Annotated in this window: 16 protein-coding genes; all 16 read left to right on the top strand. The window is 30.6% G+C overall.

The genetic code is table 11. The annotated features are described in order from the left end of the window. Positions 1 to 172 precede the first annotated feature (172 nt). The 16 genes from KQI86_RS02065 to KQI86_RS01990 all read left to right on the top strand — a co-directional run bounded on the left by KQI86_RS02065 (position 173) and on the right by KQI86_RS01990 (position 13,602). Positions 173 to 511, top strand: coding sequence for a DUF1292 domain-containing protein (locus KQI86_RS02065; protein WP_216437497.1), 339 nt, complete (start codon positions 173 to 175; stop codon positions 509 to 511). A gap of 169 nt (positions 512 to 680) precedes the next feature. Next, a complete protein-coding gene (locus tag KQI86_RS02060; RefSeq protein WP_216437496.1) occupies positions 681 to 1,334 on the top strand; it encodes an HAD-IB family hydrolase in 654 nt (217 codons plus the stop codon). 10 nt (positions 1,335 to 1,344) lie between these two features. Next, on the top strand, positions 1,345 to 2,163 hold the full coding sequence (locus KQI86_RS02055; protein WP_216437495.1) for an aminotransferase class IV: 819 nt from the start codon (positions 1,345 to 1,347) through the stop codon (positions 2,161 to 2,163). A 76-nt stretch (positions 2,164 to 2,239) separates the two neighbouring features. Continuing rightward, positions 2,240 to 4,168 carry a flagellar assembly protein A gene (locus KQI86_RS02050; RefSeq protein WP_216437494.1) on the top strand — a complete coding sequence of 643 codons (1,929 nt, stop codon included), beginning with the start codon at positions 2,240 to 2,242 and terminating at the stop codon, positions 4,166 to 4,168. Positions 4,169 to 4,178: 10 nt separating this feature from the next. Next, positions 4,179 to 4,631 (top strand): chemotaxis protein CheW, encoded by a 453-nt coding sequence (locus tag KQI86_RS02045; protein WP_216437493.1) that lies wholly within the window; start codon positions 4,179 to 4,181, stop codon positions 4,629 to 4,631. 19 nt (positions 4,632 to 4,650) lie between these two features. Then, positions 4,651 to 5,139, top strand: a complete 489-nt coding sequence (locus KQI86_RS02040) for a chemotaxis protein CheD (protein WP_216437492.1) — start codon at positions 4,651 to 4,653, stop codon at positions 5,137 to 5,139. 15 nt (positions 5,140 to 5,154) lie between these two features. Further along, the gene (locus tag KQI86_RS02035) at positions 5,155 to 6,246 is read left to right on the top strand and encodes a protein-glutamate methylesterase/protein-glutamine glutaminase (RefSeq protein ID WP_216437491.1); all 1,092 of its coding nucleotides are present in this window, start codon (positions 5,155 to 5,157) and stop codon (positions 6,244 to 6,246) included. A 2-nt stretch (positions 6,247 to 6,248) separates the two neighbouring features. Beyond that, entirely contained in the window at positions 6,249 to 7,016 is a 768-nt protein-coding gene (locus KQI86_RS02030; RefSeq protein ID WP_216437490.1) for a CheR family methyltransferase, read from the top strand. A gap of 12 nt (positions 7,017 to 7,028) precedes the next feature. Continuing rightward, positions 7,029 to 9,056, top strand: coding sequence for a chemotaxis protein CheA (locus tag KQI86_RS02025; protein WP_216437489.1), 2,028 nt, complete (start codon positions 7,029 to 7,031; stop codon positions 9,054 to 9,056). A gap of 11 nt (positions 9,057 to 9,067) precedes the next feature. Beyond that, positions 9,068 to 9,667, top strand: coding sequence for a chemotaxis protein CheC (locus KQI86_RS02020; protein WP_216437488.1), 600 nt, complete (start codon positions 9,068 to 9,070; stop codon positions 9,665 to 9,667). A 15-nt stretch (positions 9,668 to 9,682) separates the two neighbouring features. Continuing rightward, positions 9,683 to 10,042, top strand: coding sequence for a response regulator (locus KQI86_RS02015; RefSeq protein WP_216437487.1), 360 nt, complete (start codon positions 9,683 to 9,685; stop codon positions 10,040 to 10,042). A gap of 164 nt (positions 10,043 to 10,206) precedes the next feature. Further along, on the top strand, positions 10,207 to 10,611 hold the full coding sequence (locus KQI86_RS02010) for a chemotaxis protein CheW (RefSeq protein ID WP_216437486.1): 405 nt from the start codon (positions 10,207 to 10,209) through the stop codon (positions 10,609 to 10,611). A gap of 16 nt (positions 10,612 to 10,627) precedes the next feature. Continuing rightward, positions 10,628 to 11,623 (top strand): flagellar motor switch protein FliM, encoded by a 996-nt coding sequence (gene fliM, locus KQI86_RS02005; RefSeq protein WP_216437485.1) that lies wholly within the window; start codon positions 10,628 to 10,630, stop codon positions 11,621 to 11,623. Next, positions 11,616 to 12,764 carry a flagellar motor switch phosphatase FliY gene (fliY, locus tag KQI86_RS02000; RefSeq protein ID WP_216437484.1) on the top strand — a complete coding sequence of 383 codons (1,149 nt, stop codon included), beginning with the start codon at positions 11,616 to 11,618 and terminating at the stop codon, positions 12,762 to 12,764. Before fliM ends, fliY begins: the two co-directional genes overlap by 8 nt. 134 nt (positions 12,765 to 12,898) lie before the next feature. Further along, positions 12,899 to 13,177, top strand: coding sequence for a flagellar biosynthesis anti-sigma factor FlgM (locus tag KQI86_RS01995; protein WP_216437483.1), 279 nt, complete (start codon positions 12,899 to 12,901; stop codon positions 13,175 to 13,177). 17 nt (positions 13,178 to 13,194) lie between these two features. Then, positions 13,195 to 13,602, top strand: a complete 408-nt coding sequence (locus tag KQI86_RS01990) for a flagellar protein FlgN (protein WP_216437482.1) — start codon at positions 13,195 to 13,197, stop codon at positions 13,600 to 13,602. The last annotated feature ends 54 nt before the right edge of the window (positions 13,603 to 13,656 follow it).

Genomic DNA, 13,656 nt, shown 5'->3' with positions numbered 1-13,656 from the left:
TTAATAACAAAGAATAAATTATAAGAAAAGGAGACCTTTGGTCTCCTTTTTACTTTTCTTTATTTATTTCTCATATTTACTAAAAAAATACCAAGCATTTTTTAAAAAAGCCTTTTAAAAAAACCAATTTAGGGGTACAATTATACCATAACCTAAAAGGAGGTATATATATATGGATAAAGACGAATTATTTGATTGCGGTTGTGAAGAATCAACTTGTGGTTGTGAGGAATCAGATCATGGTTGTGGTTGCGGCTGCGAAGGTCATGATCATGAAGCGCTTCTAGTTGATTTAGAAGACGAAAATGGCAACACAGTGACTTGTGAAGTTGTAGACGGATTTGAGTATAAGGATAATGAATATGTGCTAGTACAAAATCCAGAAGATGGTTCAGTATATTTATTTAAAGTTGTTGGAGATGAGGAAAATAGTGAGTTAGTAGTTCCAGAAGATGAAGAATTTGATGAAGTAACTAACTACTATCAAACTCTAACAAACATAGAAGAATAATTTTAAAAATGAAGTAGGGTAAATAATAAAAAAATATTATTTACCCTATTTTTATTTGATAGATTTTGGCTAGCATATGCAAGAATTACAGGTTTTTCTTATTTTTTATAGTAAAATTTAAGAAATGATATATAATAAAATATATAATAGTATATAGGAGGACATAAATTTGGTAAAAGAAAAAGTTAAATTAGCTATATTTGACATAGATTTTACATTAACTAAAAGAGAAACTTTAACTGAGTTTTATATGTTTGTGTTAAAGAGAAAGCCTAAACTGATTAAATATTTGCCTAGGAGTATGAAAGCAGGTTTTTTTTATATTTTCAAAATATATGATGCAGGAAAGGCAAAGGAAAATTTTATATCATTCATAGAGTCTATAGATGAAAAAGAGATGAGTAAATTAGTAAAAGAATTTTATAATGAAAGAGTAAGCAGAATACTTTATAAAGATGCAATTGAAATTATGAAAGACTTTAAAGAGAAAGGGTATAAGATATATTTAATATCAGCTTCTGCAGAGTTTTATCTCTTTGAATTCTACAATATTCCTTATGTAGACAAAATTATTGGAACCAGGTTTGTTTCCAAGGATGGAAAGTATTATGGAAAAATTGAAGGAAAAAACTGCAAAGGTGAAGAAAAAGTAAATAGATTGATGGAATATTTAAAAGAAGAGAATATAGAAGTAGATTTTAAAAATTCTTACATGTTTTCTGATTCCTTATCTGACTTGCCTTTATTTAAATTGGTAGGAAATCCGAGATTGATAAATTATAAAAAAGGACATACAGAAATTCAAATATTAAAATGGAAATAGGAGGGGGCAAATGTTGAAAAATAAATATTTTATTATTAATGATGAGATCAAAGAAATTGGATTTTTTGATGATAGCATATTAAAAGAAGGTAAATGTCTATATGAAGTTATAAAAGTTAAAGAAGGCATTCCTCTTTTTTTAGAAAGACACATGAATAGACTGCATAATTCAGCAAAACTTATAAAGGTAGATATATGGGTAGAAAACCAGTGGATAGAAGAGGCGCTGAATAAATTAATAAAAAATAACAGAGAAGAGGAAGGTAGCTTAAAGTTCGTATTAAACTTTGATAAAAAGATATTTGTAGCATTCTTTGAAGAAAAAAACTTTCCTACAGATGAAGATTTTAAAGAAGGGGTTTCTATATGTACATATAATAGGGAAAGAGAAAATCCTAATGCAAAGGTTTTAAATGTTAATTTTAGAATGGATTTAGATAAGTTTATGAAAGAAAAGAATATATTTGAAGCTCTTTTAGTTGATAGAAATGGATATATAACAGAAGGAAGTAAGTCTAATGTATTCATGGTAAAAGGAGATAACATAATAACAACACCCTTAAAAGCAGTTTTGCCAGGTACTAAAAGAAGCATTGTATTAGAAATATGTAACAATATGAACATGGAAGTTGAAGAAAAAATGATAGAGGAAAAAGAAATATACGAAGTTGATGGAATGTTCTTAACAAGCACTCCTTTTGATGTACTTCCTGTAAAAGATGTAAATGGAATCATATTAAATTCATCAGAAAATGTAATAACTAAGAAAATTATGGATGAATATAACCGTATTGTAAAAAATTATATAGAATATAAAATTAAATTATAAAGTAAATTAAATATTGCTATCAAGGTATAGAGGGGATAATACGATAAATTTTTTAAATGGTAGGGGGATGGTGGATGTGAAAACCTTATTTAAAGGTAGTACTATTGATGAATGTTTAGAAGAGGCAAGTAAAGTTTTAAATATAAAAAAAGAAGAAATTGAATATAAAGTATTAAAAGAAAAGAGTCGTTTTTTTAAAAAAGAAGCAATTATTGCAGTTATAGTGGAAGAAGAGGATGAGAACTTAATAGAGCTTAACGGTGAGGTTAAGGTGGAGGATAATAATATTATAGTTACTAATCCTAAAGAAGGTGGAAGCCCTGCTTGTATCATGCCTATTGAAGGCATGACTTTAAAAATCGACGACACCATAGTAAAAGACAAAGCTAAGGTATATGAACATTCTTTAATTGAGGTTAGTTTTGAAGAAGAAATTCCTAAAAGAAATTTATCTATTACTACAAGTGAAAACAAAATTGAAGCATATATGAGTATAGATTATATACCGAAAAGAACTTATAAGCTAGAAGATGTTAAAAGTTCACATGAAATTTATCTAGATAAAGAAATAATTGACGAGTCAATGCCACCTTTATACAATTTACATGAAATATTAGAAGAATTATCAAAAATGGGAATAATTTATGGTATAATAGAGGAGAATATAAAAAATAATGTAGAAAAAAAATGTACTAATATACTGATAGCTAGGGGAGATGTTCCTGTAGATGGAAAAGATGATACTATAGAATATAGATTCCCCTTAGATGGAAACTTGGTTAAGATAATGGAAGATGACCAAGGAAAAGTTGATTTTAGAAATATTTGTTCAATAAAATCTGTTAATGAAAATGATGTAATAGGTATTAGAAAAGAAGGTAGTCTAGGAAAAGATGGTAAGGATGTATTTGGAAAGGTTTTAAGGCATAAACCCGGAAGAAAAGTTTATCTAAAAGTAGGAGAGGGATGTATATTAAAAGACGATAACACTGTAGTAGCTACTTTAGAAGGTAAACCATCTACTAAAAATAATGTATTTTATGTTTATAAATTACATGAAGTAAGGTCACATGTAGATTTAAATACAGGAAATATTAAATTCATTGGAGATATAGTTATATATGGAAGTGTCAAAGAAGGTATGGAAGTATTAGCGGACAATTCTATTTCTATAATGAAGGATACAGATAGGGCTTTGATTAACGGAAAAGGAGATATAACCATAAATGGTAACATAATATCTTCCCAAATAATCGGTGGAGGAGAGGATGTAGCCAAGCTTAACTATATAGATAAGTTAACAGAAATGACAAATACTATAGAAAGTATAATTAAAGCTACGGAAGAGATAAAAAAGTACGATATAATGTATAGGAATACAAAAGATGGAGAAATAATCAAAATTCTCATCGAAAATAAATTTAATAAATTACCAAGACTTTGTTTTCAAATAATGAAGGATATAAAGCTAAATGAAGATAGGGATGGAGAGGATACTTTAATTCCTATTATTAAAGGAAAATTTTTAGGACTAGCACCCATAAGTATTAAAGATTATAGGGAGCTAGAAGATATTAAAAACAAGTTTAATTATAAGATTAGCTTACTAAAAGAAAAATTAGCAATTCCTGTGAATGTACAGATAAATTATTGTCAAGATTCTAAAATAAATAGTACAGGGAACGTTTATATAAATGGTAAAGGTTCATATATTTCAGACATATATGCCAACAATAAAATATGTTTCACTAGAGAAAATAGCATAGTTAGAGGAGGAATGCTAAAGTCAAAAGATGAAATTAAATGTGGCATTGTTGGTAGTGTAGGAGGTGTTACTACCAAGCTTGTGGTAGGAGAAAGTGGACATATATGGGCTAAGGTGGCCTATCAGAATACTTTATTTATAGTAGGACAAAGAGAGTACATGCTTGAGATACCTTGCAAAGATGTTCATGCATATCTCGATGATAAAGGAGATCTAACAGTAGATAGATTAATATTGTAGGAGGATAAATATGTCAGGGAAAGAAGTTAAAATTTTAATTTTTAGTATAAATGACGAATACTATGCTACAGATATAATGGAAGTAGAGAGAATTCTTGGGTTTGAAGAGCCCACTAAGCTACCTGATTCACCAAATTTTTTAGAAGGAGTTATAAATTATGAAGGAAACATATTACCGGTAATATCTCTTTCTAAAAAATTTAATTTACCTTTAAAGGCATCAAAAAAAGATGAAAAAGTAATAGTGGCAAAACAAGAGGAACAAAAATTTGGTATAGTTGTGGATGTTGTATCAGAAGTTAGAGATGTAAATTTAGATAATATAGAAGAGGCTCCAGAAATTGTAGGTGGAATATCAAGAAGATATATAAAAGGCCTTATAAAGATAGATAAAAAAATAATTATATTCCTTAAACTGAGCTCCATATTGACAGAAGAAGAGAAAGATTTAATTTCAAAATAATTTATGAAAGGTGCATACTATGGATGTAAAAGAATATAGAGTGGGTATTGCGGATTTAGATGTTGGTGAATCTCCAGATAAAATTATAACAGTAGGGTTAGGATCATGTATTGGTATTGCGTTATATGATAAAACAAATGCTGTAGGTGGCCTACTTCATATAATGCTGCCAGATAGTACTTTATTTTCTAACGTAACCAACCCTCTAAAATTTGCAGATTTAGGTATTCCCATATTGATTGAAAAAATGGAGCAAAAGGGAGCGAATAAAAGAAATTTAAAAGCTAAGATAGCAGGTGGTGCTTCCATGTTTAACTTCTCAGATAAAAATTTAGTTATGGATATAGGCAATAGGAATGCAGTTGCAGTTAAAAAGAAATTAGATGAACTATGTATTCCAATAATGGGAGAAGATGTGGGAGGCAATAAAGGAAGAACCATGATATTAAATCTTTTAAATGGCATTGTTGAAATAAAGACAGTTGGATTAGGAATAAAAGAATTGTAATGGAGTTGATAGTCTTTGAAGAAAATTAAAGTTCTTGTAGTTGATGATTCAGCGTTGATGAGAAAGATTATCTCAGATATGATAAATAGTCAGCCAAACATGGAAGTAATGGACATAGCAAGAAATGGAAAAGACTTATTGCAAAAGCTAGAGAGGTTTACACCGGATGTAATCACATTAGATGTAGAAATGCCTATCATGGATGGAATTACAGCACTAAAACAATTAAAAGATAAAGGAATTGTTATTCCAGTTGTGGTATTAAGTAGTTTTTCTAGAAAATCCTCAGAGCTAACTATGGAGTGTTTAGAAAATGGTGCTTTTGACTTTATACCCAAGCCTTCAGGATCTATTTCATTGGATATAGATAAAGTTAAAGACGACCTTATAACAAAAATAAACCTAGCATATCAAAAATGTGAATTTGGCTGTGATGAGAACGATATAAAGAAATATTCTAATGAAGTAGTAATTGCTATTGAAAAAGAATCACTAGCAGAAAAAAAGTTAAAGGAAAGAAAATCCTCACCTAATAAAATTGAAGCAGTGGTTATAGGAGCTTCTACAGGTGGTCCTAAAGCATTACATTCAGTTATTACAAATTTACCAGGTGATTTAGATGTACCTATATTTGTTGTGCAACATATGCCAGCCACTTTTACAAAGGCTTTTGCAGATAGATTAAATGGAAATAGTAATTTAACCGTAGTAGAAGCTAAAGAAGGAATGACTGTAGAAAAAAATGTAGTATATGTAGCTCCAGGAGGCTACCATATGGAGGTTGGAGTAGATAAGAAAATATATTTGAATACTGATCCAGCCATATGGGGAGTAAGGCCTGCAGCGGACAAACTATTTATATCAGCTTCTAATGTTTACAGGGATAGGCTTTTAAGCGTTGTTCTTACAGGAATGGGTAAGGATGGAGCAGATGGAACAGTGAAAGTAAAGGAAAAGGGTGGTATAACTATATCCGAGGATAAGTCAACAGCCACCATATACGGAATGCCCAAAGCAGCCTTTGAAACTGGAATGGTAGATATAGTGCTGCCTTTAAATAGTGTTTCACGAGAAATAGTAAGACTGGTTAAAGAAGGTTGGAGGTAGCTATGGATTTGGAATATTTTAAAGAGTGGGTTTACAAAGAGTTTAGAATTGACTTAAAGGCTTATAAGCCTACTCAATTACATAGAAGAATATTAAGTTTAATGTCTAGAGTTGGTGTGAATTCTGTAGATGAATATATAAAATTATTAAAAGAAGACCAGCAACAAAGAGAAAAATTTTTAGACTTTATAACTATTAATGTAACAGAGTTTTTTAGAAATCCGGATATTTTTAACGATCTAAAGAAAAAAATCAAAGAAGAACTGCTTCCAAACAATAGAAATTTAAAAATATGGAGTGCTGCATGCTCTATTGGTGCAGAGCCATATTCTATAGCTATGATATTAGAGGATCTTGCTCCAGGAGGAAGACATACTATTGTTGCTACAGATATTGATAATGGTATACTAGAAAGAGCAAAAAAGGGAGAATATTCTGAGGCAGAGATAAAAAACATTAGTAAAGATCAATTAAATAAATACTTTAACAAACAAGGAGAGTATTATGTAATTGATAAAAAAATAAAAAGCATGGTAACTTTTAAGAGACATGATTTAATACTAGATAGATATGAAAATGATTTTGATTTAATAGTATGTAGAAATGTAGTTATATATTTCAATCAAGATATTAAAGATGAAATATATAAAAAGTTTCATCATTCCTTGAAAAAGGATGGCTTGTTATTTGTTGGAGCTACTGAAAGTATATATAACTACAAAGAGTTTGGTTTTGATAAGGCTTCAACCTTTATATATAGGAAGGTTTAAGGAGGGTAAAATATGGATACATCACAATATATGTCAATGTTTTTAGAAGAGTCAATGGACAATCTTCAAACTTTAAATGAATCCTTATTACAGTTAGAGCAAGAGCCTGAAGATATTGATAAATTAAACGAGATATTCAGAGTTGCTCACACAATAAAGGGTATGGCCGCAACAATGGGATTTAACCAAATGGCAGAATTAACTCATAAAATGGAAGATGTTCTTTCAGAATTTAGAGATGGGGAGCTTAAGGTTACACAAAAGGTTGTTACGGTATTATTCAAATGTCTAGATACCTTAGAACAAATGGTAAATAATATATCAGAAGGTAATGAAGAAGAAACTTCAATCAAAAATATAATAGAAGAACTAGAAGGCATAAGAGAACTTGACAATGTATCAGAGGCTGAAGAAATAGATGAAATTGAATCTGAAGAAAATAATGGCGTTAATCTAAATGAATATGATATAAATGTTATAAAGCAAGCACAAGATAGAGGTTTTGATTGCTATAACATAAGTATTGCATTAAATGAAAACACTCTTTTAAAATCAGCTAGAGCTTTTTTGATCTTTAAAAGTTTAGAGGATTATGGTGAAATAATTAAATCTGTACCCAGTACAGAGGATATAGAAAGCGAAAATTTTGACTTGGACATCTCTTTGGTATATATTACCACTAGAAAAAAAGAAGAAATATTTAGTTCTTTAATGAATATATCTGAAGTTGATAAAGTTATTATCGATAATGTAAATGTAAGGGCAGAAAAAATTAAAAAGCAGGAAGAAGAAATTAAAGTCCAAGAAATACAAGCAAAGAAAATAGAACAGCCGAGTCAGAGTGTTGTTAAAGAAGTTAAGGTAAAAGAAAATAAAGCTCCAACAAGAGATAAAGATTCTTCTCATAGGAAACAACACCAATCTGTTAGAGTGGATCTAGATAGGCTAGATAAGTTTATGAACATGGTATCTGAACTTGTTATTAATAGAACAAGATTAGAGCAGATAAGTATTAATCATAAACTTACAGACCTAAATGAAACATTAGAACAAGTAGCAAGAACTACTTCAGATCTTCAGGATTTAGTAATGAAGATAAGAATGTTACCTTTAGATGTAGTATTTAATAGATTTCCTAGGATGGTAAGAGATCTTTCTGTAGAATTAGAGAAAGACATGGAGTTAATAATTCAAGGACAAGATACTGAGTTAGATAGAACTGTAATTGATGAAATAGGGGAACCTTTGATACATTTAATAAGAAATTCTGCGGATCATGGAATTGAATCTAAAGAAGAGAGAACTAAGAAAGGTAAAGACCCTGTAGGAAAGATAAGATTAATTGCTTATCAAGAAGGTACAAAGGCTGTTATTAAGGTTGAAGATGATGGTGATGGAATCAATGTAGAAAAAGTTAAGGCTAAGGCCGAAAGATTAGGAATTAGCACTGATGGTATGTCTGATAATGATATAATAAACCTAATTTTCATGCAAGGTTTTAGTACTAATGAACAAGTTACTGATATCTCAGGTAGAGGTGTTGGTATGGATGTAGTTAAGACAAAGATTTCATCATTAGGAGGTACAGTAGAGGTAACAAGTGAAAGAGGAAAGGGTTCCTCCTTTATTATAAGACTACCTCTAACCCTTCAAATTATACAAGCTTTACTTGTGAAAGTAGGGTCAGAGACTATGGCAATATCCTTAGGGTATATTGACAGGGTTATAGATTTTGATGAAAGTCTAGTAAAGAGAACAAACAATAAAGAGGTAATAATATATAATGAAAATGTTATTCCGCTTGTTAGATTAAGTAATAAATTAAATTTAGAAACAGAAACACAGGAAAAGAAGTATATAGTTATTGTTAAGGTTGGAGGAAAGAATGTAGGACTTATGGTAGACTCACTTCTAGGTCAACAAGAAATAGTTATTAAACCTTTAGGTAAGACACTTCAAGGAATGAGGGAATATATTGGAGCAACTATCCTAGGAGATGGATTGGTAACTCTAATCCTTGATGTTGCCGCTTTAGTTTAAGGAGGATAAATATGTCTTATGAGAACTTTACACCATTACAGTTAGATGCAATAAGAGAAGTGGGAAATATAGGCGCTGGTAATGCAGCTACAGCTTTATCACAATTACTAAGTAAAAAAATAGACATGACAGTGCCTCACATTAACATTCTACCTTTCGATGAAATATTTTCAGGTATTGCTGGAGAAGAGATAGTATTTGGCGTATTGATAAGAGTTTTAGGAGATACACCAGGAAATATTTTGTTTGTTTTTGAGAAAGAAACGGCAATTAACATGATCGAAGTGCTAACTGGAGTTAAAGAGGATGATTTAAGTGAAATGGGACATTCTGTTATATCGGAGGTAGGAAATATAATATCAGCTGCCTTCATGAATGCCATTGCTAGATTTACCAATTTAACTATAATACCATCAGTACCAGCTGTGACTTATGATATGTTGGGTGCTATTTTATCAACAACCTTTATTGAATCCGGACAATTCGATGAATTTGTACTGGATATGGAAACTTTATTTTTACAAGATAATACAAAAATAAGCGGGCATTTTTATTATATACCTATGCCCGGATCATTAGAAAGAATATTAAATTCAATTGGAGTAATGTAATTTGGAGGGAATATTATGGCAAAAGTATTAATCGTTGATGACGCTGCTTTTATGAGAATGATGATTAAGGACATTTTAGAAAAAAATGGATATGAAGTTATTGGAGAAGCCAGTAATGGTATAAAGGCAGTAGAACTTTATAAAAAAGAAAGACCAGACGTGGTTACTATGGATATAACTATGCCGGACATGGATGGAATACAAGCTGTTAAAGAAATAAAGGCAATGGATCCTTCTGCAAAAATTGTAATGTGTTCTGCAATGGGACAACAGACAATGGTTATGGATGCTATAAAAGCGGGAGCTAAAGATTTTATAGTTAAACCATTCCAATCTGATAGAGTACTTGAAGCTATCAAAAAAGTAGTAGGCTAAAAACTAGCCTGCTAGTTTTTAAGATGACTAGATAGGTAGATGTCCTAGATACTAGATAAAGTTAAAATTCCCGCGGAATTTATAAAATATAAAGATTCCGTAGGAATTTTATCAATATCTACAAATCTAAACACCTAAAAATCTAATTGAATGAGGTGATTAAAGTGCAGGTAGTTATTTTTAGATTAAAGAATGAACAATTTGCAGTAGAAACTGATAAAGTTCAAAGTATAAATGACACTATGGAAATTACAAAGGTGCCTAATGCGCCATATTATATAAAAGGTCTTATTAATTTAAGAGGTAATGTAATTTCCCTTTTAGATATAAACCTCCTTTTAGATATTGACAAGGGAGAAAAAGAGCAGAACAATATAATAATACTAAACATAGAAGAAGAAATGTTAGGTATTACTGTTGATCAAGTTGATGAAGTTTTAGATGTAGAAGAGAGCCTAATTGAAAAGCTTGATGACGTCAGAAGAAAGGCATATGTAAAAGGAGTAATTAATTTTAAAGATAGGATAGTAACTTTAGTTGATATTGATAGACTCCTTTTAAACCAGTAAGAAATGAGGGAAAGGTATGCCAGAAGTTTTATCGCAAAATGAAATTGACTCACTTTTAGCAGCTCTATCCTCTGGTGAATTAACTCCAGAAGAGATGCCTAAAGATGAGGACAAGCAAAGAGTTAAACCTTATGATTTTAGGAATCCACAAAAGTTTTCTAAAGATCATATTAGAACTTTAGAGTTGATACATGATAATTATGCTAGAATTATATCAAACTATCTTACTGCTCAGTTAAGGTCTAATGTTAAAGTGAATATAGAGTCTGTTCAACAGATAACATATGAAGAGTTTATTCACTCTATACCAAATCCAACTATACTGACAGTTTTTAAAATGCCTCCTTTGAGTGGATCAATTTTATTTGAAACAAATCCTCAATTTGTGTATGAATCTATCGATATACTTATGGGGGGAAGTGGGCATGGTAGATATAAAACAAGAGAATTTACAGATATAGATAAAAATATTATAAGACATATAAATGATGGACTAATATCAAATCTAAAATTAGCATGGGAAGACATTTTACAAGTACACCCTGAAATCGAAGGCATAGAAACAAATCCTGCTTTAAACCAAACTTTAGCGCCAAATGAACCTGTAGCTTTAATAACTTTTTCTGTAGAAATTGGCAAGATAAGCTCATTTATAAATATTTGTATACCTTATTTGAGCATAGAAAAAGTATTAGAAAATTTTGTAGTTAAGTATTGGTTCCAAGAATCAGATGAAAATTCCTTAAAAGATTCAAAGATGAAACTAAGAGACAGATTGAATATAGTGACTACAGAATTAATTACAGTATTAGGAACAACAAAAATTACCGTAAGTGACTTCTTAAAACTTGCCGAGGAAGATGTATTAGTTTTAAGAGAAGCCACTGACAGCCCTGCTAAAGTAATGGTAGAAGATGAATTATACTGCTATGGAAAACCTGGATTAATGGGTAAAAAAGTTGGTGTACAGGTGCTAGATATGATAGATAAGGATGTGGAAAAGTATGAATAATGGATTTCTTTCACAGGAAGAAATAGATTTACTACTAGGTGGTGGAGGTAATGCTGAAGAGGAGGATGGTAAACAAGTAGAAATAGAACTTACTGACCTAGATAAAGACTTATTAGGTGAAATAGGTAATATATCTATGGGATCAGCATCGACAGCCCTATCCACTATCATTAACCAGCAGGTTAATATTACCACTCCTGTAGTAACAGTAACGACTTTAAGTGATTTAAAAGATACCTTTGAAGTGCCAAATGTAGCTTTAGAAGTAAAATATACTAGTGGAATTGTTGGAGAAAATCTCCTAGTTATGAAGGTAACAGATGCTGCAGTAGTAGCAAACCTTATGATGGGAGGAGATGGTAAATTAGAGAATGCAACATCTCTTTCAGAGCTTGAAGAAAGTGCAGTATCTGAAGCTATGAATCAAATGATAGGTTCGGCAGCTACTTCTATGGCAACCATGTTTGGAAGAGAGGTCAACATTTCACCTCCTGTATCTAGGATATGGGATGATTTAACATCACCACTTTCTAACCAGCTAAGTGAAGATGAACCTATAGTTAAAGTTTCCTTTAGTTTAAACATAGGAACTTTAGTAGATAGTAATATTATGCAGTTATTACCAATAAAAACTGCAAGAAAAATAGTTTCAATAATGATGGGTAATGAGGAGCCTACAGATATGGATGATAAAGAAATACCACAAGATGCTAGCTATGGTAATCATAGTGGACATGATACTAAAAGTTTTCAAGAGGATTATTCACATGATAATGATGAAATAATCGCCCCAGTTGCCATAGGTAATGAAAAACCTATAGAGGTTCAGCAGGCAGTTTTTCAACCATTAACTCAGCCTCAAAAATCAGCACCATTGCCTAGCAATATAGACTTAATTATGGATGTACCACTTGAAATATCCGTAGTGTTAGGAAGAACAAAATTAAACATAAGAGAAATATTAAATTTAGGCACAGGTTCATTAATAGAGTTAGATAGATTAGCAGAGGAGCCTGTAGAAATATTAGTAAACGGTAAAAGAGTTGCTTATGGTGAAGTTGTCGTAGTAGACGAAAACTTTGGTGTTAGAATCACTAATATTATAAGCAATGAAGAGAAAATAAGATCTCTTGGAAAGTAATATAATAACGGCTTTTTTAGGCCGTTGTTTTCATTTTAACAAATAAAATAGTTAAATTTACCTATAAACAAATATTTATTATTATCGATAATATAAATATGGAAATATGTAGGATTGATTAAGGAGTGTATTACATGAAAATTAATGGAGTAAGCACTAACAAAATTTTAAGTTCCTATGGAGATAATAAAAAAAGGGTAGATATGAAAGAAGTAGAAAATCAAAAAAGTAAAGATTCATTACAAATATCCAGATTAGGAAAAAGCCTAATTAATTTTAGTTTAGACTTTAAATCAATAAGTTCCAATGAAAGAATAGAAAAACTAAAAGAAGAAATAGATAAAGGAACTTATAATGTAGAGGAAAAGCTTATAGCTCAAGGAATTTTAGAAGAAATGAAAAGAAAGCTATAAATAAGGTGGGGGGAGCTTTGAAAGAAAAATTAAATAATATAATCCTAGAAGAAACAAAATTTTTAGAAAAATTGTTAGTGGCTTTAGAGAAGCAGCATGAATATATTGCAAAGAATGAAGTCTTCAAGATGGAGGCTGTTGTTCAAGAAATACAAAATCTCAATGTTGAAATAGCTAAATGGGAGATGGAAAGAAGAAACTTAACTAAGGGAAGAGGTATGCTTGAAATAGTTGAAGAACTGGGGGATAGCGAAGTTGAAAACAACTATAGAAAGATAAGAGGTCTTGTAGAAGAACTTAAAACCCAAAAAGAGCTAAACGAAGCTCTTATAAGGCAAGGGTTAGGGTATGCTACAAAGATGCTTCAGATACTAAACCCCGATAGAAGTGCAAAGACTTATGGAGCTTATGGAAAGATGAAATAGTTTTATTGATTAATAATAAGCAATCAACAGTAAAAGTTAACTGTTGATTGTATA

This window comes from Clostridium mobile (assembly GCF_018918285.1).
Lineage (GTDB): Bacteria > Bacillota > Clostridia > Clostridiales > Clostridiaceae > Clostridium_AW > Clostridium_AW mobile.
Note: the sequence above shows the minus strand (reverse complement) of the source record. Positions and strands in the feature narration are given on the sequence as shown.